The organism is Vibrio sp. TRT 17S01 (assembly GCF_050113695.1).
GTDB lineage: Bacteria > Pseudomonadota > Gammaproteobacteria > Enterobacterales > Vibrionaceae > Vibrio.
The window spans coordinates 119,907-144,300 of the sequence record NZ_JBNJOG010000007.1 but is presented as its reverse complement, the minus strand read 5'-3'; the positions used below and the strand labels follow the sequence as shown (position 1 = coordinate 144,300).

Here is a 24,394-nt window from a genome sequence, read left to right as displayed (position 1 = left end):
ATAAGCAAAGACATATAGACGTCTAGAAGTGTTGACGTCTTCATTTTTGAGAAGTAAAGTTGTGAGATAAGGATTAAGAATACGTGATTTGCTGTTAACAGGTATAACCAAATTCAGCAAAGTTGCAATGTATTACTGTTTAAAAATCACCACAGTTCGAAAGGAAACATCTATGAGCACCCGCAAACCAGCCACTATCGCGGTACGTACTGGTATCGAGTCCGACACTCAACATCATGCCGTTGTGCCACCTATTTACCTCTCGACAAATTATGGATTTCCCGCCTTTGGTGAAGTGCCGACATACGATTACACCCGCTCGGGTAACCCCAATCGTGGCCTGTTAGAAACCGCTTTGTTTGAGCTGGAGTCAGGTAAAGGCGCCGTGGTAACCAATTGTGGAACCTCTGCCTTAAACTTGTGGGTCTCCGCCTTTCTTGGCCCTGACGATCTGATCGTCGCGCCTCACGACTGCTACGGTGGCACATACCGCCTGTTCAATACACGCTCACAAAAAGGTGACTTTAAGGTCTTGTTTGTTGATCAATCAGATGAACAAGCATTCGAAGCTGCTATCGCTCTTAAGCCTAAATTGATTTTACTTGAAACGCCTTCTAACCCTTTGGTGCGCGTTGTCGATATCGCGAAAGTATGCGAGCAAGCCAAACAAGTTGGCGCATTGGTTGCGGTCGATAATACCTTTTTGACTCCTGTATTCCAAAAGCCCCTCGAGCTAGGTGCTGATTTTGTTATTCATTCAACAACCAAGTACATCAATGGTCATTCCGATGTCATTGGTGGCGTGGTGATCACTAAAACCGAAGAACACGCAGAAGAGCTGGCTTGGTGGGGAAACTGCATTGGCGCCACCGGAACACCGTTTGATAGCTATATGACTCTGCGCGGTATACGCACATTAGGCGCACGTATGCGCGTTCACGAAGAAAGCTCTCGTGATATTCTTAATTACCTACAACAACAGGAACTCGTTGGCACCATCTACCACCCTAGCCTGCCAAATCATCCTGGCCACGAGATTGCAAAGAAACAGCAATCTGGTTTTGGCTCAATGTTAAGTTTCGAATTTGCAGGCAGCTTTGAGCAACTAACATTCTTTGTTAGCGAGCTGGAGCTCTTCTCTCTTGCAGAATCTTTAGGTGGCGTAGAAAGTTTGATTTGTCATCCAGCGTCCATGACACACCGCGCAATGGGTGAAGAGGCACTGGCCGAAGCGGGGGTTTCTCAACAATTGCTGCGCTTATCCGTTGGCCTAGAAGATGCGCAGGATCTAATCGATGATCTCCAACAAGCCTTTGCAAAAGCGAAGGAGTACCAGTAATGAGCCAGCCTCGTCAATTGCATAAATTTGGTGGTAGTAGCTTAGCAAACCCTGCATGCTACCGCCGAGTTGCTAATATCTTAAAAGAGTATTCGGACAGCGAAGATTTGATTGTGGTCTCGGCGGCTGGCAAAACCACCAATCGATTGATTGCATTTCTCGAAGCGCTCAATAAAGATGGCCGCTTAGCACATGAAGCGCTACAAGAGCTGCGCCATTTTCAGAGTGAATTGATTGAGTCGCTGATCACAACCAATACCCGTACTGAATTACTGTCACTATTGCATGATGAGTTCAGCACTTTAGGCGAGCTTACTGCACCATTGAGTGCAGCAGAGCAAGCCAATGTGCTTGGACATGGCGAAGTCTGGTCATCGCGCCTACTGGCAGCCCTATTAACTCAGAACGAGCTGCCCGCCGTCGCACAAGATGCACGCGCTTTTCTCAGAGCTGAGCCCGGTACACAGCCTGAGGTTGACCGCGGTGCTTCATACCCATTGTTGAAAGAAACCCTCGCCCAACATGTCCAACATCGCGTCGTGATCACCGGATTTATGGCACAAAGCGAGCGTGGTGATACCGTCTTGCTCGGCCGGAATGGCTCTGATTACTCCGCCACTGTTATTGGTGCATTGGCTGATGCAAGCAAGGTAACCATTTGGAGTGATGTGGCTGGGGTTTATAGCGCGGATCCACGATTAGTCAGCGATGCTTGTTTACTTCCTTTACTGCGCCTTGATGAAGCCAGCGAATTGGCTCGTCTTGCCGCCCCAGTGCTCCATAGCCGAACTTTACAGCCTGTTGCTCAAAGTACTATGGATTGTCACTTACGCTGCAGCTATGAGCCGGAATCCGGTTCAACTAGAATCGAACGCGTGTTGGCTTCTGGCCGCGGTGCAAAAATCATCTCTTCACTTGATGAAGTGATGCTGATCCGGCTGCATTTTGCTTCCGGCCATGACTTTATCCGCCAGCAACAGGAAGTTTTAGCAGGTCTAAAACGAGCACAGCTCGAACCACTTGCTTTTGAAACTCAAACGGATCAGCACACATTAAACCTTGCTTACACCTCTGAAATTGTGAATGGCGCACTCAGCCACCTACAAGATGTAGCAACCGAAGCAGAAATCAAACTGAAAGAAGGTTATTCGCTTGTGGCAGCCGTTGGGGCTGGCGTGACGAAAAACCCAAATCATTGCTATGGGTTTTATCAGCAGCTAAAGCACGCACCGGTTGAGTTTATCTCTGAGTCAGAGTCTGGACTCAGTCTGGTTGCTGTTCTACGCACTGTCGATACCAAACCCTTGGTTAAAGGTATCCACACACAGCTGTTTCAAGCTCAGAAACGCGTCGCTGTCGCACTGTGCGGCAAAGGAAATATAGGTTCCAGTTGGTTAACTCTTTTTGCGGAACAAAAGCGTGATTTAGAAAAGCGCCGTGGCATGAACTTTGAGTTAGTAGCCGTCATTGATAGCCAAACCTATTGGTATAACCCAAACGGTATCGATGCCAATTCGGTAGCAGCACGATTCGATGAAGAAGCCATCGAATATCAGAATTTTTCTTGGATTGAGCAATTAGGAGCGATTCAGGGTTATGACGATCTCGTGGTACTTGATGTGACCGCAAGCCAAGAGCTCGCTGAACGTTACCTAGATATTGCCCAACAAGGTATGCACCTAATATCAGCAAACAAAGTCGCTGGTTCGGCTTCTAGCCGCTATTACCATGACGTAAAAGATGCGTTTGCCAAGATCAACCGTCACTGGCTCTACAATGCAACCGTCGGCGCTGGATTACCTATTAACCATACGGTAAGAGACTTGCGCGAAAGTGGCGATGAAATCCTAGCACTCTCCGGGATCTTCTCCGGCACCTTGTCTTGGTTGTTCCAACAATACGATGGCAGTGTTCCATTCGCAGAGTTAGTCGATCTTGCTTGGCAACAAGGACTTACCGAACCGGATCCTCGCAGCGACTTAGATGGCTCCGATGTGATGCGAAAGTTGGTGATCCTCGCACGTGAGTCAGGATTAGATATCGAACCAGAAGCGGTCAAAGTAGAAAGCTTAGTTCCGCAAGAATTAGCCGGGTTATCACTGGATGACTTCCTTGATAAAAGCCAACTATTAAGTGAGCTACTCGCAGAGCGGTTAGAAAAAGCCCAGCGTGAAGATAAAGTGCTGCGTTACATTGCACGTTTAGAGAAAAACGGCACGGCAACCGTTGGAGTCGAAGCATTGAATAAAGAACATGCTTTGGCAAACCTCCTGCCATGCGACAACATCTTTGCGATTGAAAGTAAGTGGTATAAAGATAATCCACTGGTTATTCGAGGACCGGGCGCGGGGCGCGAAGTCACTGCAGGAGCAATCCAATCCGATCTCAACCTACTTTCTAGTTTGTTATAATCGATATGAAAGGCTTTGGCACTCGTCGAAGCCTTTTTCTTTTCCCTCGCATTTAGACGATTTTACTCAACATCTGCCCCGAACTTGAGTTACCTTAATTATCAACTTGAAAAAAATTCATAATCACATTATTGACATTAAAACGTATTCATTACATTCTTTGGACATATAGACGTCTAAACGTCAGTTTAAAGATTTGGAAGTTTGGGTAGTGGACGCTACCACAGGGAGAGTAAGATGGGATACACGCACGCCAGTCATATCGACGCACTAAACCAGAATATCGCGGAACTCGCTGATGATATCAACGTTTCTTTCGAGTTTTTTCCTCCAAGCAGCGAAAAAATGGAAGAAACACTCTGGAACTCTGTTCACCGCTTAAAAACACTGCAACCAAAATTTGTATCGGTTACCTACGGAGCAAACTCTGGTGAGCGTGATCGTACCCACTCCATCATTAAAGAAATCAAGTCAGAGACAGGGCTGGTAGCCGCTCCTCATCTAACTTGTATCGACGCTTCTCGTGAAGAATTGATTAAAATTGCTGACGATTACTGGGCAAATGGCATTGAAAGCATCGTTGCTCTGCGCGGTGATATTCCACCCGGTGGCGGCGCGCCTGATATGTACGCATCCGATCTTGTGGAACTGCTCAAATCTCGCCATGATTTTGATATATCCGTCGCAGCTTTTCCAGAAGTTCACCCTGAAGCCAAAAGCGCACAAGCCGATCTATTGAATCTAAAACGTAAAGTTGAAGCCGGTGCTAACCGCGCTATTACTCAGTTCTTTTTTGATGTAGAGAGCTATCTTCGATTTCGTGATCGCTGCGTTGCTGCGGGCATTGATGTTGAAATCGTACCGGGCATTCTGCCAGTTTCAAACTTCAAACAAGCATCTCGTTTCGCTGCTCAGAATAATGTCAAAGTTCCGGGCTGGATGGCAAAACAATTTGAAGGTCTGGATGATGACCCAACAACGCGCCAACTGGTTGGTGCAAGCCAAGCAATTGATATGGTGCGTGTGTTAAGCCGCGAAGGCGTAAAGGACTTCCACTTCTACACACTAAACCGAGCAGAAATGACCTATGCTCTGTGCCACACCCTAGGTGTACGACCAAAAGCTTAAGCTAAATTAACTCTCTCGAAAAACAAAAACGCCAGCATGACGCTGGCGTTTTTGTTGCAATAAAAGGCTTGCTGTTGATTACTCAACTTCATCCATTTTACCAAGTAGGTTACGGATACGATCTTGCCATGCTGCGTGCTCTTGCTGCATTTGCTGTGCTTTTTGCTCAAGCGCTTCACGGTTTGAACGTAGCTCATTCGCTTCGCTAGCTAGCTTTTCTTTTTCTTCTTTTAGCTCTTCTACTTCCATCTGAAGCAGTGCAATGGTGTCTACTGCTGTTTGGATTTTTGCTTCTAGTTGTTCTAGTACTTCAAAAGACATGTTCGCCTACCTTTCTTCAATTTGGTCGAGTTTAACCCATAGCCCCATTCTACTCAGCGTGGCTAAGATAAACACTCTCTATATTTGCTATTTTGAGCCATTCGGTCAAAAAAACGGCGCATATTGACATACTTCTGACTTATAAGCCTTCTGGCCTTGTCATACCGTCACTTTAACGCTCCCTATTGATCCAGTTCAATAGAGTTTGCAGTAAAAAAGCAAACGTTTCCTTTTTGATATGCTAGAATCGCGTCGATTTTTAGCCCTATTACCTATGTATTGGAGTCATCATGAAACGCGATTTGGCAATGGCATTTTCTCGAGTCACTGAAGGTGCAGCATTAGCTGGTTATAAATGGTTAGGTCGGGGCGATAAAAATGCCGCTGACGGTGCTGCGGTTGAAGTTATGCGCACACTACTGAACAAAACTGATATCAGCGGTGAAATTGTTATTGGCGAAGGGGAAATTGATGACGCACCAATGCTCTACATCGGTGAAAACGTCGGTATTGGCGGTGATGAAGTTGATATTGCTGTTGACCCTATAGAAGGGACTCGCATGACGGCAATGGGGCAATCCAATGCTCTAGCTGTACTCGCCGCGGGAGAAAAAGGCAGCTTCCTTAAAGCGCCTGACATGTACATGGAAAAGCTGGTGGTTGGTCCGGGCGCAAAAGGCTGTATCGACCTTAATAAACCATTGAAAGAAAACTTGGAAAATATCGCCAAAGCATTGAATAAATCACTCGATACGCTCGTAGTGATCACACTAGCTAAGCCTCGTCATGATGCAGTGATCGCGCAAATGCAAGCGATGGGGGTTCGCGTGTTTGCCGTGCCTGATGGCGATGTTGCTGCCTCTATTTTAACTTGCATGCCAGATAGCGAAGTGGATGCGATGTACTGTATTGGTGGCGCACCAGAAGGTGTAGTCTCCGCCGCTGTTATCCGTGCGCTAGATGGCGACATGCACGGCCGCTTACTTCCACGTCATGAAGTAAAAGGCGATAACGAAGAAAACCGCATCTACGGCGCTGCTGAGCTAAAACGCTGTGAAGAAATGGGCGTACAAGCCAATGTAGTACTAAAAATGGATGATATGGCTCGTAGTGATAATGTGGTTTTCTCTGCAACAGGGATCACCAAAGGCGACTTGCTGGACGGCATCAGCCGCCAAGGCAACATTGCTACAACAGAAACATTATTGATTCGTGGCCGCTGCCGTACGATTCGCCGCATTAAGTCGACGCACTACCTAGAGCGTAAAGATCCTGAAGTTCGCGACCTTATTCTTTAATCTCATTGAATGATTTATAAAGGCTTCCTAATGGAAGCCTTTTTCTTTTCTATAAATAACAAAAAAAACCAGAGCCAATAGACTCTGGTTTTGATTTAGGCTGAGTTGCAAACTCATAGCGTCAGGTTTAACCCCATCGCTAAAGATAAGCGGATTACATCATACCGCCCATGCCACCCATACCACCCATACCGCCCATATCAGGCATAGCTGGCGCATCCTTCTGTGGTAAGTCTGTTACCATCGCTTCAGTTGTGATCATCAGACCCGCTACTGATGCTGCAAATTGAAGTGCTGAGCGAGTTACTTTAGTTGGATCTAGAATACCCATCTCGATCATGTCACCGTATTCGCCAGTTGCCGCGTTGTAACCGTAGTTACCTTCGCCAGCACGTACGTTGTTAGCAACAACAGACTCTTCATCACCTGCGTTCTTAGTGATTTGACGGATTGGCGCTTCCATTGCACGTAGTGCTACACGGATACCAACATTTTGCTCTTCGTTGTCACCTTCAAGGTTAGCAACTTTAGATGCCGCGCGAATGAGTGCTACACCACCACCAGCAACTACACCTTCTTCAACCGCTGCGCGAGTTGCATGAAGTGCATCTTCAACGCGGTCTTTCTTCTCTTTCATTTCAACTTCAGTGGCTGCGCCAACTTTGATCACTGCAACACCGCCAGCCAGTTTAGCTACACGCTCTTGCAGTTTCTCTTTGTCGTAATCTGAAGTCGCTTCTTCGATTTGCTGACGGATTTGAGCAACACGACCTTGGATCATTGCTTCTTCACCCGCACCATCGATGATAGTTGAGTTTTCTTTAGTGATCGTCACGCGCTTAGCCTGACCTAGATCTTCAAGAGTTACTTTCTCTAGCTCTAGACCGATCTCTTCAGAAATCACAGTACCGCCAGTTAGGATAGCGATGTCTTGTAGCATTGCTTTACGACGGTCACCAAAACCAGGCGCTTTAACAGCCGCTACTTTCACGATGCCACGCATGTTGTTCACAACGAGAGTCGCTAGCGCTTCGCCTTCTACATCTTCAGCGATAATTAGAAGTGGACGAGATGCTTTCGCTACCGCTTCAAGAGTTGGAAGAAGTTCACGGATGTTCGATACTTTCTTATCGATTAGTAGGATGAATGGGCTTTCTAGATCAACAGAACCAGCTTCTTGGTTATTGATGAAGTAAGGAGATAAGTAACCACGGTCGAACTGCATGCCTTCTACTACGTCTAGCTCGTCTTGTAGAGCCTGACCTTCTTCAACTGTAATAACGCCGTCGCGGCCTACTTTTTCCATCGCTTCAGCAATGATGTTACCTACTGTCGAGTCAGAGTTTGCAGAGATAGTACCAACCTGTGCAATCGCTGTTGTATCAGCACATGGAACAGATAGCGCTTTTAGCTCTTCAACCGCTGCAACCACTGCTTTATCGATACCACGCTTAAGATCCATTGGGTTCATGCCTGCAGCGACTGCTTTAAGGCCTTCATTAACGATAGCCTGTGCAAGAACAGTTGCAGTTGTTGTGCCGTCACCCGCAGCGTCGTTTGCTTGAGACGCTACTTCTTTTACCATTTGCGCACCCATGTTTTGGAACTTATCTTCAAGTTCGATTTCGCGCGCTACAGATACACCATCTTTAGTAATTGTTGGTGCACCGAAAGATTTATCTAGAACTACGTTACGGCCTTTAGGACCTAGTGTTACTTTTACTGCGTCAGCTAGAACGTTTACACCTTCTAGCATTTTAATACGTGCATCGTTACCAAATTTAACGTCTTTAGCAGCCATCTTTAGTTTCCTTTTCTAAATTCTTTGTTTTTGATTAGCAGTTGAATCTGAGCAAAAATTACTCAATGATTGCTATTACTCTACGATTGCCAGAATGTCATTTTCAGACATTACTAACACTTCTTTACCGTCTACTTTTTCAGTTTTTGTGCCGTAGCCTTCAGCAAAGATAACCGTATCACCCACTTTTACATCTAGTGGCAAAACTGTACCGTTTTCCAGAATGCGGCCTTTACCTACAGCTAATACGACGCCACGCGTTGATTTCTCTGCGGCTGAACCCGTCAGCACAATGCCACCAGCAGACTTAGACTCTACTTCTTTACGCTCTACGATAACTCGGTCATGTAATGGACGAATGTTCATCGGTCGTCTCTCCTGAAAGTTTCCATGTTTGATTTGATAACAGCCAATAAGGCCTTGTGATACCTATATGAGGGGTAAAAAGGTTGATCCCAAGGGCAAAAGCATTTTTTTTTGTGAGGTGGATAACGAAAAAGTAGAATAAAAAAGGGCTCTGTAGAGAGCCCTTTAACTTGATATGTTTATATGCTTAATCTTCCTCACGTCGAAATGCAAAACGTACTAGCACGATTGCCACACCCAACATACCTCCAAGAAGTGTACCTAGGACGACAATAAGAGCGCGTTTAGGTTTGTCACGAGATATTGGCTGTTCGACATTTTCCAAGAAGCGGAAAGTTTGGAACTCAATTGAACGATCAACTTTCAAGTCGTTTAGCATATCAAGTTTGGCATCGATTTGTTGTAAACGAGGTTCAATAACACTCAAATTTTTCACTGACTCTAGCGCTTTTACTTTCGCTGCTAACGCTTTAGTTCCTAAATCAATCGAAAAAATTTCCTGAATGGAACTGGTTTGAATTGGTTGGTTCACTTCAGCTGCCTTAGCTATGTCTAATGCGTACTTCGAACGTTCCACTTCCACTGACAAACGATTTTTCGCCTGAGAGATTAAAATTCGTTTTTGTTGCACAAGCTCATTTTTCTTAGCAGTAATTATCGCTTCGAGGTTATTAAGAGCATCATTACGAGCTTTTGTTTGAATAATCTCAATATATTTGGAAAGCATAATGAAACTACTTTCTTTTGTTGTAGATTGAAAACTGACATTATATGGAGAACCAACAACTTTCTTATTTTCCACATTTGCAACGATTCTTTGGAACCATTCTGCATACAGCTTACGATTTGCTTCTTTCTCCACATCTTCCTTGCCTACAGTACTTTCTTTTAATTGGTGTTTAAATATTTGAAACTCTGAACTTGTATCCAAAAAAGACTTCTTATTATTACTTGAATTAAAACCATCAATAAAACGCTTAAACAACTCGTGTGTATTGGTTAAATCATTGAGTTCTTCACTTACTAATATCGTGCCATCTTCTTGATAAATATCGAATACTGGCTGAAACTGTTTCACTTGTTGCTGATAAGCAGCTATATCTTGTAGCTGAGGTTGAGTAATTTTTGCTTTTGAACTCCACCACTCTTGAGCTTGGAGTGCATAAATGACAGCCCCAATAGCAAAGATAAAGATTGACAATACAATGATCCATTTCCCTTTCCAAAGCTCAATAAATAACTCACGCAAATCAATTTCGTCACCTTGGTGGAAGTTTTGTGGCATTTCTGGGTAATTTTGATTGGTTACTTGCTGAGTAGAGTTGCTCACTTTTTATCCTTTAACATCACTAACCTTGGCTGACACCAAGTACTCAATTTCATTGCTCAACAGTTTAGCATAGTCAAAACTGACACTAGCGAAGATTTTTGCGAAAAAGTGTTATCAAAAGACGAAGTCAATTGATCAGCCATAAAGTTCAACATAGTAAATTCTTTGCTTTATAAACTTGTTCCGACATAATAACGACAATAAAAGAGGGAAGTGATGAAAACAGTCGATAGGATACTACAAACCATTAAACGCGATGGTGCCATTACCGCAAAACAGTTAGCGGAAGAGCTATCAATGACGACTATGGGGGCTCGTCAGCACCTGCAGGGCCTTGAAGACGATGGCATTCTCGCTTTTCATGATGTGAAAGTAAAAGTCGGCCGTCCAACCCGCCATTGGTCTTTAACCCAGAAAGGCCATGCTCAGTTTGCTGATCGTCATGGTGAGCTTACCATTCAAGTGATTGATGCCATCGAGTCTGTATTTGGCAAAGAAGGGGTTGCTAAGGTAACGGCAGAACGGGAAGCCCAAACTCTTGAACAATACCAAAAAGCGATCGCTGATAACCCTAACTTCGAAGATAAATTGCAAGTTTTAGTATCACTGCGAGAGCAAGAAGGTTATATGGCTGAGCTTGAAAAGACAGAGAATGGCTATCTGTTGATTGAAAATCACTGTCCCATTTGTAAAGCGGCAAAACGATGTCCAAGCCTATGCCAATCTGAGTTAAATGTTTTTCAAAAACTATTAGGTAAAGAATGCACTATCACCAGAACCGAACATATTATTGAAGGGGAGCGCCGTTGTAGCTACTCAATTTTGCTCCTCTAATCATTACCTCTCTGATTCTATTTAAGAAATCTAAAATAAGTAATTCGATCCCATTATTCCACACGCAAAATAGATTTCTCAAATTTGAGAAAGGTCATTTTCGTTCAAACTTTGCTCTATTTTATCTCTTATCCTTATAGTAGCTTGTTGATAAATTAATCACCCGGATGTAAGGAATCAGCTATGAGTGTGACACCATTAACTCAAACCCTGCCATCATTTGATGAACTAATGGAACTTGCTGAGCACAATCCCGCAGCCTTTGAGCAATTTAAAAAGGACATGTGTGAGGAGATGATTTTATCTGCATCTAAGGAAATGCAAGACAGGTTATGGGCCCAGCAAAGCCACATCGATAGAGTGGTTAGTCACTGTAAAAACCCTAACCACACCAATATTGTTTTAATGCAGGAGCTTTCCGCACAAATCGGCCGCTTTCGATGTGCTTTAGATGGTGATGTACTTCAGGAGGAGTGTGAAGCTGCTGACATTATTCCCTTTAAACCTAAAGAGCATCATTGGCGTTAGCCACCAAATAGAATCAGCTTTGGCGTAGTGAAATTTCACCACCGATATATGCCTCTACCCCAGTCTCTGTTTCTAATAACACGGCTCCTTGCTCATTGATCCCGCGCTCAATGCCAACAACTTCGCGTGTACCCATAATAAGCTTAACTTTTCTTCCTAGAAAATTATCAAGCCGATTCCAGCGCTCAACAAAACCAGACATTCCCTTGGCTTCATAATCTTCAAGAGCAATCTGAAGTGTATTAATCATTGAAATAGCAAGCTGATTGCGATCGAGTTCTTTTTCTTCAAGCACTTCACTGAGGCTAGCCCATGGTTGGGTGATCCCCGACGTATTCTGCTGCATCTTTAAATTCATCCCCATTCCGATGACTAAGTTTGCAGCTCCGCCAGCTTGACCAGACATTTCAACCAAAATCCCCGCTAACTTTCGATCTTGAAAATAGAGATCATTGGGCCACTTTAATTTTATGCCTTCGATGCCTTGTTGTTGCAACGCTTCTACAATCGCAACACCAACAACAAGGCTTAATCCCATTGCTGCTGCCATACCAGCATCTAAGCGCCAAAACATTGAGAGATATAAGTTCGAACCAAACGGCGACACCCATTCTCGGCCACGCCGTCCTCTCCCTTTAGCTTGGTATTCTGCTAGACAAACCGAGCCCGATTCAAGCTCATCCACTCTTTCCAACAAGTACTGATTTGTTGAGTCAATGATCGGTATAAGACTGAGTGGCTTATTAACACCATTTCGTAGAGTATATTCATCCAGTAACTGCAGGGGCTCAGCTAATTGATAACCTTTGCCCTGAACGCGAAAGACATCCACACCCCAAGCTTGTATTCCCTTGATATGTTTGCTAACTGCCGCCCGAGAAATGCCAAGCTCTGCCCCGAGATCTTCACCTGAGTGAAAGCCACCTTGGGAAAGAGCTTTGAGTAAGCTCAGCTTAGTCTTGTGATCTTTCATAGTAGCTTACCTAAAATGCGCTCTAAGCTTGTCTCATGTGTTGCCCCCATAAAGCGCACTTCATGTTCCAACTCCACACCGAATTTATCCAGTACTCGCTGTCTAACTAGAGCCGCTAGACTGACCACATCCTCTGCAATTGCTTGCGACTTATTGACAATGACCAATGCCTGCTTCGGGTGTACCTGCGCCCCACCACACATTTCTCCTTTTAAGCCACATTGATCTATCAACCAACCTGCTGCTAGCTTCGTGCCGTTTGCAACAGGATAGGCAACAATATCTGGATATTGTTGAGCAAGACGTTGATAGTGCGACTCTCCCACAATCGGGTTTTTAAAAAAGCTTCCGGCATTTCCGTTTACTGATGGATCTGGCAATTTGTCTTGGCGGATCTGGCAGACACGTTCAAACACCTCTCGCGCGGTCACCGTATTTTGCTTAAAAGACTTAAGCGGGCCATATTGGACACTCGCATTCCAGCTTTTGGATAAACTAAAACCAACAGCAACAATCACGGCTTTTTGATAGAGTCGATGCTTAAAAATTGAATCGCGATAGCCAAACTCACACTCTTCAGCATTCAATCGAATGATCTGATAAGACTCGAGGCACAATACATCCACATACTCACACACATCTTGTAATTCCACCCCATAAGCACCTATGTTTTGGATGGGTGCAGAACCGACACAGCCAGGAATTAGCGCCAAATTTTCTAAACCATTGTAACCTTTCTCAACACACCACTGAACGAAAGAAGGCCAATCTTCCCCAGCCGAAATATGCAGTTTCCAATGCGTTTCGGACTCTTCAACAGATTTACCCAACAGGCGATTTAGCAACACAACGCCTTCGAAGTGCTGGGTAAACAACATATTGCTCCCTTTTCCTAATACAAGCTTCGGAATAGTGAGCCATTCAGGGTTCTGAAATGCCGCTTTAAGTTCGTCAATAGAAGACACTTCCATCAAATAATCACAAGTTTGTTCGATAGAAAAAGTGTGGAAAGGTGCCAAACTGGCCTGAGTGAGAGTTTGCATCAGTTTTATCAAGTCATTTAAACTGGCTTCATTCTACAATAGATAGTCGCCCAATGAGAATGAGTAAGCTGACCTTTCAGACACTAGAGCCAATAAAACTTCCACTAGTCGCACGAGTTTATAAAACGCACTACCCTTCAGCAAAAGCGAAAAAAAATGAAGTGACTATTGTAGGGTATGAAAACAATATGATTGTTGCAGTGGTTCGGTTTCGTCCTCTAGAACAACTACAACTGTTAACTGGAATGCTCGTTGTGCCAACGCATCGAGGTACCGGTATTGGACATCTGCTCATGAACCATTGTCGCAACACTATTTTGAATGAGAGAACATACTGCTTTGCTTATGCTCACCTAGAGGCTTTTTATCAACAGCATGGATTTCATACGATTGATAGCGAGGCGCTACCACACCACCTCAAACAACTCTTTAATCGCTATATAAACGGTGGAAAAAGTCTCATTCCAATGCATTTTCAGCAGCAGAATCCCTGAAATTCACAGCTTTTCTGGTAAACGGCCGTTTAGATTTGCTAATATCCGATGTCCTCTTTTAGTTAAGGTAATTCACCCACCATGATCAGCAATAGGAACTTATTCGAACAACTTCCAACTCTAGCGCAAGATCCCGCGCAATTTGAGACGTTGTACGCTGCGTCAGATTTCAGAACTCGCTTAATACAAGCGATTCGAGAAGCCAGCAAACGAATTTACCTTGTTGCACTTTATCTTGAAGATGACGAAGCCGGTCGAGAAATATTGACCGAGCTTTACGAAGCTAAGCAGCGTAATCCTGGTTTAGATATTAATGTATGCGTTGATTGGCACCGCGCACAACGTGGCCTAATCGGTGTTGAGGCATCTAAAACAAACGCATCGATGTACAAAGAATTCTCTGAGCGCTACCAACATACAGTTCCTGTTTATGGGATTCCGGTTCGTGGTCGAGAAGTGTTTGGTGTGCTGCATTTAAAAGGCTTTATTATAGATGATCAGGTAATATACAGTGGTGCAAGCCTCAATAATATCTACCTGAACTACAAAGAAAAATACCGCTTTGATCGCTATCATTCGCTACGCAATGCCTCTTTAGCTAATAGCATGGTGCAATTTATTCAGGAGCAAATGGTTGCTCACCCAGCAGTAAATAACCTTGCCTGCCCAGCAAAGCCTGAAACCAAAGAAATTAAAGCGGATATTCGCCAGTTCCGTGCGGCGCTAGCAAAAGCGTCCTATCAGTTTACGTCAGAAAGCATCAGTCCAGATCAAGTCGCCGTTACTCCAATTGTTGGCCTAGGGCGAAAACGTAACCGATTAAACCAAGGCATCGCTCAGCTTATTGCATTGGCAAAAGATGAAGTCTTCATTTGTACTCCATATTTTAACTTCCCAAAACCAGTGGCAAAGGAAGTAAAAAAAGCGATAAAACGTGGTGTAAAAGTTACCATTGTTGTTGGTGATAAAACCGCGAATGACTTTTATATTTCTCCCGAAGAAGAATTTAAAACCATCGGCGGATTGCCGTACCTTTACGAACGCAACCTTCGCCAGTTTGCCAAAGTGAATGAAGCAAATATTGCTGCACGAAAGCTCTCTATCCATCTCTGGAAACACGATGAAAATAGCTTTCACTTAAAAGGGATTTGGGTAGATAAACGATACATGCTGATCACTGGCAATAATCTAAACCCACGTGCATGGAAACTTGATTTAGAGAACGCTATTCTCATTCAAGATCACTACCATCACCTAACTAAACAGTTCGAACAAGAAGTAGAGAATATTCTGCAACATACTCAACTCATCTGTACATACAAACAACTAGAAAAGGTGGAAGATTATCCTGAGGTGGTCCAAAAGCTGATGCGTAAGATCACGCGAGTGAAGGCAGATCGGGTTTTGAAACAAATTTTGTAATACAATTTACCAATTGCACTCCAAATATACTCCCAATAATAAAACAGCTAGGCTTGAACGTGTTAATTCCTTTTGTAGATTTATCTTTCTTATTCTTCTTTTCATTAGCTACAACTTTTACAATGCGGAAGGTAGCCAAAAAATTCGGTTTAGTAGATAGGCCAAATGAAAGAAAGCTTCACAATGGTGCGATTCCTTTGGTAGGTGGAATATCAATTTGTATATCAATTATTTACTTCCTATTTAATAATCCAAATATTCTACCAAATACACCTTTGTATGCTGCATGTATAATGGTTCTTGTTAGCATAGGAGCTCTGGATGACAAATATGATTTGAGCTTTAAACTAAGATTTGCAGTCCAAGCAGCTCTATCTGTTGCAATGATGATGTTGGGTGGAATTGAACTTAATACGATAGGCGATGTATTAGGAACTGGAGAAATTATCACATTAGGTTGGTTTGGGTACTTTGTTACCATATTAGCAGTTGTAGGAGCAATTAATGCCTTTAATATGGTTGATGGTATTGATGGACTGCTAGGAGGCTTATCCATTGTTACGTTTGGTGGACTAGGGATTATGTTAGCTTATGACGGGCAGTTTAATTTAGCATACGTTTGTTTAGTACTTATAGTAACAATAATTCCTTATATACTTCTAAATTTAGGTTTTTTTGGTAGAAAACGAAAAGTCTTTATGGGCGATGCTGGCAGCATGCTAATTGGTTTTAGCGTTATTTGGCTGTTACTACTTTCGAGTCAAAATGGAAGCAACCCACCATTACGACCAGTTACCGCACTCTGGCTAATTGCTGTCCCCCTAATGGATATGGCCGCGATAATGATTCGACGCATTCGTCGTGGGCATTCGCCTTTTAAACCAGATAGAGAACATCTACATCATATATTTCAGCGTATTGGATTAAGCTCCATACAAACACTAGTTTTTATCTGTGTAATAGCAACTATATTTGCTTCAATTGGCATATATTCAGAAATTTCTGGCATTTCAGAATATTATATGTTCTATGCTTTTTTAATCTTCTTCATAGTTTACTTTTTTATCCTGAGTAATATTTGGAAATTGACTTCATTATTAAAAAGAAAGCTATATTAATATACGTACCAATATAAATACTAATAGAATTAAAAATAATTTAATTAATATTATTGGCATCATAAAAGTCTAAAATTATATCTTTCATTAACGCTTCTGATTGGTTTAATTCAATAGGTTTAAAGACTATATTCCTATCAACCAGTTTTGCATTACCTGACGAATGGAAATCAATTAAATTTTCTAAATTCCTAATGCAGGTACAAACGTCTCCGCTTGACCAATATGATAATTCTCTGGTTAAAGAGATGTTCTTCAAGTTTAAGAAAATGGCTGAAATATCTCTAAAAGAACTATATTCAAAGAATTGACTACTTTGTTCTCCAATATATGTGTCACAATACTTAAAGTATGTACCATTTACTAAGGAATGAGAGTTAATATCTATATGAATATTATTACATTGATAAAATTCAGATATATCTCCAAGCATAGAGTATCTATCTATATTTATATGAGGAGCAAAAATAAGATTGATATCATCTCGAAGTTTAAATATTCGAAGTATTTCTAAACCATGAGAAAACCAACTTGCAAATGAAGACTTTGCATCCCAATGAGGATTATAGACGAATGTATGATTATCGTTTAGAAATCCCGAAAAATCATCAGAGTCTAGTGAAGATACAGCTTCAAATTTAAGATAATAACGATCAAAAATTTTTGAGTTCTCTTTAATATAATTTGTTTTAGCTAAATAATCATCAAGATTTTTTTGTGCGCAAACTAAAATATCTGGAGACCAATCTTTAGTTAATGAGTATTGATTAGCACACAACCCATGAAGCAACCAAACTAATTTCGGCTTTAGTAAAGTTTTTACCTCACTACAACCTTTCAATTCAGTGGTAAATATATAATCAAAGTCATTAAAGTATTTTAGGTTAGCTTTATAGAATCCATTATAAGATTCTAATTTTTTGACTTTAAAACGTCCATAAAGCTTTTGACTTAACACTGTAAGTTGTTTGAAATTAATACGCTTTAAAATAGTAAGTGCTCTTTTTTTAACTTCACTTTGAAATGAGTCTCTTAGAAAAATGACCTTTTCTGTTCCTAAATCTGACTGATAAAATGTCTTTGCAATTTCCTTATCAGTAGTATAAAACGAAACACAAAAATCTACGTCTTGAATTAGCGTTTTAGCAAGAGGTAAAAAATGATTATGTTGTGAATAATTATCAGATACTTCGAAAGCAACTTTTATCATAAGAAACCCATTAATTGTTGAATACTAGAACTTAATAAGTTGTTGTTTGCAATCCCAAACGTGAGTAAAGAAAGCTCATTTTTAATAATAAAGCTAAACGCTTTAATGACAAAAAATGAAATTAACACTATAGAAATCATTTTTATTATTATATGTACATGTTTAGAAAGTACTACTTTAAGATAAATAGGAGTAAGTAATGGCATATACATTAGATACAAGTAACCTACTCGTGTAGGTAGGGCGGGGATGTTTGATGTAAGAAAAAATAATGTAGCACTAAGTAAAAACAACATAACTATTTTGACATTAATCATTAATATATCATGCTTTCTGACTAAATAAAAAAGCAATGATATATTCATTAAAGCTACAATTTTATTTGTCAAGCTAATATATAATTCGGTTTTTTCTCTAGACATAGAGATATAATATTCTAACTTCCAAGCAGTCCCATAAAAAGATTTCAATAGTTCACCAACATAAATAATATTTTCTAGTCGCAACAAACTATATGAAACAAACATAACTAATAAGATAAGAAAATAATTTCTATAAACAAACCTCGTAGTGAGTGCTGGTAATATTGTAACATAAAAAAATGAGGTTAAGTGTATAGTTAGAGAAGGAATCAAATAATATATTTTCCTGCTCTTCATAAAAAACCATAAAACAAATAGAGTTGCCAAATTTTGACGTAATGCAAAAGGGGTCATCCTAATAACATCACCAAATATAACTAAAAGAAAAATAACAAGAAACCATCTTTTTCCCAATGAGTAGCATATATTCATCAAAAGAAAAAAAGATAACATTACTAAAGAAAAATAAGCTTGCTCAGAGGAAAAACCTAAACTATGTAAGATTTTTGCCCATGCTACAATAAAAAATTCTCCTTTATAATCGAATAATCCAAAATCTTCGACTATAAACTTACTAAATAATTCTTTATAGGCGACTATATCTGAATAATTATCTACAGAGAAAGAAATAAAAGATACGATTACAATAGTATAAGTTGAAATAACATAATTAATTATTGGTTTCTTATATAAAAGAAAAGAAACTATCAATGCGACAATAAAGTAAAAAGATAAATTGATAAATGGTGCCAATATAAAAATTGGCACTATAAAAAAAGAAATATTCTTATAAAAAAAAGACTCACTCATGATAATAAGTATTTTTTAAGTAGTTTTTTAAAAGAAAAAGTATCTAAAAACGAAAAATCTTGATATTTCAAAGTCAATATTATGGCTGAAAATGTTTTTTTTATTAAAACCGAATTTAATCTAAAGAATATTCTATATATATCTATATGATCTATTTCATTGATACAATCATATTCTCTTGATACAATATAATGTTTAGGTAAAACAGGGATAATAGACCACAATAACTTTTTATCTAATATATCCTTTGTTATTAGATGTCTATATTCATCCCAAAATAACAACATAGAATCATAATTTATACGTTGTGATTTTGGTCTATGTGACTCGAAATAATACGCACTACAAAATGTCATTCTTTGTATCTCAAAGCCAGAAATAATTACTTCGATAAGATATTGGTAGTCTTGATGACGCTTTAATTTTTCATCAAATCTAATAGTAGATGCTACGTTCCTTTTAAAAAAGAAAGTGTTTATAATAGGTGGCCTCAAAGCAACTAGATCAAACGGATTACCAAGAGAATTGATATTGGAAGGAAAATTCTGAGACAAAAACTCTCCATCATTAGATAATCTAATTGATGATGAATAAATAAAATCACACTCACCTATGGATGAAATACACTGTTTAAGATAAGATGTGTCCCAAAAATCATCCGCATCCAAGAAACAGCAATACTCTGAGTGTACCGACAAACTATCCAAAGCTCGATTTCGACTGAAAGCCCCATTCATATTTTGAGAGTTTCTGAGATAAGTAAATTTTATTGCTCCAAAATCGAGAGTATCAATAATATCTAACAAAACATCACTATCGTCAGAAAAATCATCCACTAAAATAATTTCTGAAGGCAAAAAGTCTTGTTCTAAGATGCTAGTTAGACACTTATGAATCCGAGGGGAGTCGTTGAAGTATGGAACAATAACACTAATCATATGGAAAGGTACAAACTACTAGATTTTTGGAAGTTATACTCAAGAAATTCAGAATGATTAACTGCTTGTATTATAACGTCAAAGGATTGAGATAAACTGTCTTCATCAACTAGAGCTACTGAATACTCATTCATAACCTCTGCTGCGTTTGCGTGAGGATCATAAACCGAGACATCAATACCATACGACTCAAATTCACTTACCAAATCCACAATTTTTGTATTTCGTATATCCGGGCAATCAGGTTTAAATGTAATACCTAAGACCAGTACTTTTGAATTTGAAACATCAATTTTGTTGAGAATCATTTTTTTGACAAATGAACTGGCTTTATAGGAAGCCATAGAGTCATTAATTTGACGCGCAGATTTCATTATATCAGGAATATGCCCAACTGACTCTGACTTATGAACTAAGTAATATGGGTCTACCCCTATACAATGACCACCAACTAAACCTGGAGTTAATTTTATGAAGTTCCATTTAGTTGAAGCCGCTTCGATGACTTCTTTGGTGTCTATACCCAATTTATCGAAAATCATAGAGAACTCATTCATTAATGCAATATTCACATCACGTTGGGTATTTTCAATAATTTTAGAAGCTTCCGCGATTTTGATAGATGAGGCTTTAAATGTGCCAGCTTTTATAATTGATGAATACAAATCATCTACAATAGCTGCTGTTTTAGCATCAGATCCTGATGTGACTTTTTTAATATTAATTAAGCGATTAACCTTATCTCCAGGATTTATTCTTTCAGGACTATATCCAACAAAAAAATCTTCGTTGAAAGAAAGGCCAGATATCTCTTCAATAACAGGGACACAAACCTCTTCAGTCGCCCCAGGATATACTGTCGATTCATATATTACAATATCACCTTTACAAATAACGCTTGAAATCATTTTTGACGCATTAATCAATGGGCTGAGATCAGGTTGTTTATGTTTATCAATTGGGGTAGGGACTGTTACTATATATATATTAGATTCAGCAAGATCTTTTAAGTCAGAAGTAAATGACAAATGTTTAGAGCTATTAATTTCATCGGTAGTACATTCTAAAGTATTATCAACCGACTCTTTTAATTCCGCTACTCTTAACTTATTGATATCAAATCCTATTGTGGAATACTCTTTCCCAAACTCAACGGCTAAAGGAAGTCCAACATAACCAAGCCCTATCACTGCAACTTTCTTATTATAAATACTTTCCATTATTTCACCAATTTGAAACTTTATATTTCTTTCTAAGAGCAATGCCAATATTTCTAATGTTAGCATTAATCGTCTTACTTCCAAATAACTTCTTTATCACCTTTCGGTTATTGACTCTTTCCGAGTTAGACATAGATCTAGGAAATACTTGTTCATTGATATCTAGAGTCTCAAAGACAACTACACCTTGATCTAATAAAAACGAATACAGTAAACTGTTACAGTTTAGATACACTTCCGCCCCCATCGATAACATAGTAACAACATTACCAGCGCCTTGTTGGCGTTTGTGATTCATTATGACATATCTACAACTTTTTAGTATAGTAAAGTATTCTTCCCTTGAGAGAAAATCTTCCAGGACAATGATATTTAGGTCAAAGTTAACTAACTCATTTATTAAACTTTTTTTGTATTTCTCATTACCATAGGACAAAGGAATATATATTTTTCCTTTAAATTTAATATCATTAAGTTTCTTAAGTGCCTCATAATGATTATTTGAAGGGTCCGCCGAATTACCTAATAATAAATCTGCTGCATTTTCGTTAATCCTATGAACCTCATCAATAAATCCCGCAGTTCCACCATAATTAAAAGTTAATCTTTTAAGGTGTTCAAATTCGTTTGATATGAGCTCAAACTCATTACTTAGGACTGGTGAAAAATAAGATATCTTTTCGATTGCACGCTTTTTTCTGTAAATACTATAACATTTGTAACCAAGCATAACTTTTAATCTTTCTGTATAGGTATCCAAGAAATTTTTGGAGTAACCTTCATACAAATCTATCGAAACAAGATCATAATAATCGAAACCCATTCCAATCCAAACAAAATTTAAATTTGGATTTCTATTAATAAAATTAACATGGACTTTTTTCAAAGAATGGATAAATATATATGAGTATTGCTCGAAATAATTCTTGTCTATATTTCTATTATTAAGGAAGGCAAGATTAATTTTTTTTATAATATCTTTACTTAGATAGGTACAATTAAAATCACTCTCAGCAAAGATTGCATAATGGCAATCAAACTCTTTATGAAAAGAAAAAAACTTGACGAGAGAATTAGTGAACTTGTCATCAACAATAATATGTAGTACCTTTAATCTTTCAGTCATAAACAGAGCCTTTTTTACTACTTAGAAAATTGCGAAGAATCGAGTATAAATCTCTATTAAAAATCAACACAACCATTATATAAATGGGAAGTGAAACAAAAAGAGTCGAAATTACAACGAAGACATCATCATTAGTGAACCATAACGAAAATTCTTTACCCAAAATAAAACTAAAAATCGAAGCTACCCAGATAGATGTAAGAGGCAACAGCTGTTCACGCAATGTCAAACTGCCGACGGACGCACTATAGTATATATTTATAAAGAGTGAAATATAGCTTTGTATCATCATTCCTAAACAAATCCCAAAAACCCCAAATCTAATTGTAATAATTAGTATTATTGTCATAATTATTTTTTTTATGATTTCAGCACGAAGTATTATGTCTGAACGCCCTTTAACCTTTAGATAGTTCAAATTAATAGCGTGAATTGGATATAACATCATACCTATGGAAATAATAGAAATCAGAGCACTTGACTCTTGCCAGACGTCTCCTAGCACTAACGATACTAGATTGTCGGAAAGAATGCTTAACCCAATTAAAGTTGGAAACACTAAGGAAGCAGTTAATTTAATAACAATAAAGTATAACTTATTCAGACCTTTATCATGTTGTAGTTTTGAAAAGTAAGGAAATGTTACTTTTTGCACAATCATTGTAAGTGCTACTGATGGCATTCGAGATATTTGATTAGATTGTGTGAAGATCCCTACACTTTTAGCATCAAAAACCTTACCAATTAACAACTGGTATATATTCTGGTATATCGCATTTATTAGATCAGCTAATAGTAACTTGTATCCAAACTTGAAAAGTCTACTAAAAGACTCCATGTTAAATTGAAACTTAGGCCTCCACGGGACTATACAATTAAGTATAAACATACTAAAAAAAGAGCTTGATATATTCTGGACAACTAGAGACCAGACTCCAAAACCATAGTTAGCGAATAGAATGCCCATGAAGCCACTAAGTGTCACTGAGATAAGAGAAACTTTTGCTTGTGTTCTAAAATCTAGTTCAATGCTTAGTTTAGCTTTATGCACAATTGTAACTGAATCAATGATAATCGTTATCGCTAAAACTTTTACTAGAGATTCAAGCTTGGGTTGTGAATAAAAATTGGATATTGGCTCTGCTGAAAAATATAAAATCAGATAGCAGACGATAGAAAATGTCAAGCTCGCATAAAATACTGTTGCATAATCGCTTTCACTTCTAGATTGCTCCCTAATTAAAGCAGAGCTCAGACCACTATCGACTAATACATTACTAACAACTATCAAAATTGATAACATACCAACCAAACCAAATGTTTCCGGTCCAAGTATGCGAGCCAACATGAGCATAACTAGTAGTTGTATTGATTGTGTCAAAAGTCGTTCTAAAGCACTCCACTTTAGTCCAACGAGTGCTTTTTTATTCAGTGTCCCCATCTATTCAGTAACCAAATTTTTTAAATAATGACCATAATCATTTTTGGAGAAATTCGATGCAATAGCCATAATATCATTTCTGTTTAACCAACCCCAATTCAAAGCAATTTCTTCTAAACATGCTATTTTGTAACCTTGACGTTTTTCGATAGTTTCAACAAATTGTGCGGCTTCTAACAGACTTTCATATGTACCTGTATCTAGCCAGGCAAATCCCCTGCCGAGCATTTCAACATTAAGCTTATTCGCTTTTAAATACATTTCATTAAGTTCTGTTATCTCTAATTCACCACGTTCTGAAGGTTTAACTTGTTTTGCCAAACTAACAACTTGATTGTCATAAAAATACAAACCAGTAACAGCAAAATTACTCTTAGGTATTACCGGCTTTTCTTCAATAGAAATCGCTTTACGATTTCTATCAAATTCTACAACTCCAAAACGCTCAGGATCTTTTACCTGATAACCAAAAACCGTAGCACCTTGTCCATTGTTAGCATTGTCTACCGCTTGCTTTAATTTTGGCGAAAAACCTTGACCATAAAAAATATTATCACCCAAAACCAAACAAACTGAATCATTACCGATAAATTCCTCACCAATAATAAACGCTTGAGCTAAGCCATCAGGACTAGGTTGTTCTTTATAAACTAAATTAATACCAAACTGACTTCCATCACCCAATAATCGCTCAAAACTTTCTTGATCATCAGGAGTAGTTATAACCAATATATCTCGAATACCTGCTAGCATTAGCACAGATAATGGATAATAAATCATAGGCTTATCATAAACAGGAAGAAGCTGCTTAGATACACCCATAGTAATTGGGTATAAACGGGTACCTGAACCGCCCGCTAAAATAATACCTTTCATGTACT

General features: G+C 39.3%; 22 protein-coding genes. 9 read left to right on the top strand and 13 right to left on the bottom strand.

The annotated features are described in order from the left end of the window. Positions 1 to 172: 172 nt before the first annotated feature. The 3 genes from ACQEXS_RS12960 to metF all read left to right on the top strand — a co-directional run bounded on the left by ACQEXS_RS12960 (position 173) and on the right by metF (position 4,878). Complete coding sequence (locus ACQEXS_RS12960; RefSeq protein ID WP_427014112.1) at positions 173 to 1,339, top strand: O-succinylhomoserine (thiol)-lyase; 1,167 nt, start codon at positions 173 to 175, stop codon at positions 1,337 to 1,339. Further along, positions 1,339 to 3,750, top strand: coding sequence for a bifunctional aspartate kinase/homoserine dehydrogenase II (locus ACQEXS_RS12955; protein ID WP_427014111.1), 2,412 nt, complete (start codon positions 1,339 to 1,341; stop codon positions 3,748 to 3,750). The genes ACQEXS_RS12960 and ACQEXS_RS12955 overlap by 1 nt, the downstream gene beginning before the upstream one ends. Positions 3,751 to 3,987: 237 nt before the next feature. Further along, positions 3,988 to 4,878 carry a methylenetetrahydrofolate reductase gene (metF, locus tag ACQEXS_RS12950; RefSeq protein WP_427014110.1) on the top strand — a complete coding sequence of 297 codons (891 nt, stop codon included), beginning with the start codon at positions 3,988 to 3,990 and terminating at the stop codon, positions 4,876 to 4,878. 78 nt (positions 4,879 to 4,956) lie between these two features. On the opposite strand, the gene zapB is transcribed toward metF, so the two are convergent. Further along, complete coding sequence (zapB, locus tag ACQEXS_RS12945; protein WP_367987904.1) at positions 4,957 to 5,199, bottom strand: cell division protein ZapB; 243 nt, start codon at positions 5,197 to 5,199, stop codon at positions 4,957 to 4,959. Positions 5,200 to 5,489: 290 nt separating this feature from the next. On the opposite strand from zapB, the gene glpX reads away from it, so the two are divergent. Further along, the gene (glpX, locus tag ACQEXS_RS12940) at positions 5,490 to 6,497 is read left to right on the top strand and encodes a class II fructose-bisphosphatase (protein ID WP_367987903.1); all 1,008 of its coding nucleotides are present in this window, start codon (positions 5,490 to 5,492) and stop codon (positions 6,495 to 6,497) included. A 154-nt stretch (positions 6,498 to 6,651) separates the two neighbouring features. On the opposite strand, the gene groL is transcribed toward glpX, so the two are convergent. From groL to ACQEXS_RS12925, 3 genes are all read right to left on the bottom strand, one after another. Further along, entirely contained in the window at positions 6,652 to 8,298 is a 1,647-nt protein-coding gene (gene groL, locus ACQEXS_RS12935; RefSeq protein WP_427011055.1) for a chaperonin GroEL, read from the bottom strand. Positions 8,299 to 8,373: 75 nt separating this feature from the next. Further along, positions 8,374 to 8,664 carry a co-chaperone GroES gene (locus ACQEXS_RS12930; protein ID WP_367987899.1) on the bottom strand — a complete coding sequence of 97 codons (291 nt, stop codon included), beginning with the start codon at positions 8,662 to 8,664 and terminating at the stop codon, positions 8,374 to 8,376. Between the two features lie 187 nt (positions 8,665 to 8,851). After that, positions 8,852 to 9,994: an LPS O-antigen chain length determinant protein WzzB gene (locus ACQEXS_RS12925; RefSeq protein WP_427014109.1), complete on the bottom strand. Its 1,143-nt coding sequence runs from the start codon at positions 9,992 to 9,994 to the stop codon at positions 8,852 to 8,854. Between the two features lie 216 nt (positions 9,995 to 10,210). Here ACQEXS_RS12925 and ACQEXS_RS12920 point away from each other — a divergent pair, with 216 nt between their 5' ends. Continuing rightward, on the top strand, positions 10,211 to 10,828 hold the full coding sequence (locus ACQEXS_RS12920) for a helix-turn-helix transcriptional regulator (RefSeq protein ID WP_427014108.1): 618 nt from the start codon (positions 10,211 to 10,213) through the stop codon (positions 10,826 to 10,828). Positions 10,829 to 11,011: 183 nt separating this feature from the next. After that, positions 11,012 to 11,356: a DUF3135 domain-containing protein gene (locus tag ACQEXS_RS12915; RefSeq protein ID WP_427014107.1), complete on the top strand. Its 345-nt coding sequence runs from the start codon at positions 11,012 to 11,014 to the stop codon at positions 11,354 to 11,356. A gap of 13 nt (positions 11,357 to 11,369) precedes the next feature. On the opposite strand, the gene birA is transcribed toward ACQEXS_RS12915, so the two are convergent. Together birA and murB are read right to left on the bottom strand one after the other, a co-directional pair. Beyond that, complete coding sequence (birA, locus tag ACQEXS_RS12910) at positions 11,370 to 12,329, bottom strand: bifunctional biotin--[acetyl-CoA-carboxylase] ligase/biotin operon repressor BirA (RefSeq protein ID WP_427014106.1); 960 nt, start codon at positions 12,327 to 12,329, stop codon at positions 11,370 to 11,372. Continuing rightward, on the bottom strand, positions 12,326 to 13,372 hold the full coding sequence (murB, locus tag ACQEXS_RS12905) for a UDP-N-acetylmuramate dehydrogenase (RefSeq protein WP_427014105.1): 1,047 nt from the start codon (positions 13,370 to 13,372) through the stop codon (positions 12,326 to 12,328). Before murB ends, birA begins: the two co-directional genes overlap by 4 nt. Positions 13,373 to 13,431: 59 nt before the next feature. Here murB and ACQEXS_RS12900 point away from each other — a divergent pair, with 59 nt between their 5' ends. The 3 genes from ACQEXS_RS12900 to wecA all read left to right on the top strand — a co-directional run bounded on the left by ACQEXS_RS12900 (position 13,432) and on the right by wecA (position 16,406). Then, the gene (locus ACQEXS_RS12900) at positions 13,432 to 13,866 is read left to right on the top strand and encodes a GNAT family N-acetyltransferase (RefSeq protein ID WP_427014104.1); all 435 of its coding nucleotides are present in this window, start codon (positions 13,432 to 13,434) and stop codon (positions 13,864 to 13,866) included. A gap of 81 nt (positions 13,867 to 13,947) precedes the next feature. After that, complete coding sequence (gene pssA, locus ACQEXS_RS12895; RefSeq protein WP_427014103.1) at positions 13,948 to 15,288, top strand: CDP-diacylglycerol--serine O-phosphatidyltransferase; 1,341 nt, start codon at positions 13,948 to 13,950, stop codon at positions 15,286 to 15,288. 59 nt (positions 15,289 to 15,347) lie between these two features. Then, the gene (wecA, locus tag ACQEXS_RS12890; protein WP_427014102.1) at positions 15,348 to 16,406 is read left to right on the top strand and encodes a UDP-N-acetylglucosamine--undecaprenyl-phosphate N-acetylglucosaminephosphotransferase; all 1,059 of its coding nucleotides are present in this window, start codon (positions 15,348 to 15,350) and stop codon (positions 16,404 to 16,406) included. Between the two features lie 40 nt (positions 16,407 to 16,446). On the opposite strand, the gene ACQEXS_RS12885 is transcribed toward wecA, so the two are convergent. Genes ACQEXS_RS12885 through rfbA form a run of 7 tightly spaced genes read right to left on the bottom strand, consistent with a single transcriptional unit; the run spans position 16,447 to position 24,389 of the window. Then, complete coding sequence (locus ACQEXS_RS12885) at positions 16,447 to 17,616, bottom strand: hypothetical protein (protein ID WP_427014101.1); 1,170 nt, start codon at positions 17,614 to 17,616, stop codon at positions 16,447 to 16,449. Further along, positions 17,613 to 18,788 carry a hypothetical protein gene (locus ACQEXS_RS12880; RefSeq protein WP_427014100.1) on the bottom strand — a complete coding sequence of 392 codons (1,176 nt, stop codon included), beginning with the start codon at positions 18,786 to 18,788 and terminating at the stop codon, positions 17,613 to 17,615. The genes ACQEXS_RS12885 and ACQEXS_RS12880 overlap by 4 nt, the downstream gene beginning before the upstream one ends. Then, positions 18,785 to 19,726, bottom strand: coding sequence for a glycosyltransferase family 2 protein (locus ACQEXS_RS12875; RefSeq protein WP_427014099.1), 942 nt, complete (start codon positions 19,724 to 19,726; stop codon positions 18,785 to 18,787). Before ACQEXS_RS12875 ends, ACQEXS_RS12880 begins: the two co-directional genes overlap by 4 nt. After that, positions 19,723 to 21,012, bottom strand: a complete 1,290-nt coding sequence (locus tag ACQEXS_RS12870) for a nucleotide sugar dehydrogenase (protein WP_427014098.1) — start codon at positions 21,010 to 21,012, stop codon at positions 19,723 to 19,725. The genes ACQEXS_RS12875 and ACQEXS_RS12870 overlap by 4 nt, the downstream gene beginning before the upstream one ends. After that, positions 20,951 to 22,072 carry a TDP-N-acetylfucosamine:lipid II N-acetylfucosaminyltransferase gene (locus ACQEXS_RS12865; RefSeq protein ID WP_427014097.1) on the bottom strand — a complete coding sequence of 374 codons (1,122 nt, stop codon included), beginning with the start codon at positions 22,070 to 22,072 and terminating at the stop codon, positions 20,951 to 20,953. Before ACQEXS_RS12865 ends, ACQEXS_RS12870 begins: the two co-directional genes overlap by 62 nt. After that, positions 22,065 to 23,513 (bottom strand): lipopolysaccharide biosynthesis protein, encoded by a 1,449-nt coding sequence (locus ACQEXS_RS12860; RefSeq protein ID WP_427014096.1) that lies wholly within the window; start codon positions 23,511 to 23,513, stop codon positions 22,065 to 22,067. Before ACQEXS_RS12860 ends, ACQEXS_RS12865 begins: the two co-directional genes overlap by 8 nt. After that, positions 23,514 to 24,389: a glucose-1-phosphate thymidylyltransferase RfbA gene (gene rfbA, locus ACQEXS_RS12855; RefSeq protein WP_427014095.1), complete on the bottom strand. Its 876-nt coding sequence runs from the start codon at positions 24,387 to 24,389 to the stop codon at positions 23,514 to 23,516. Between the last annotated feature and the right edge of the window lie 5 nt (positions 24,390 to 24,394).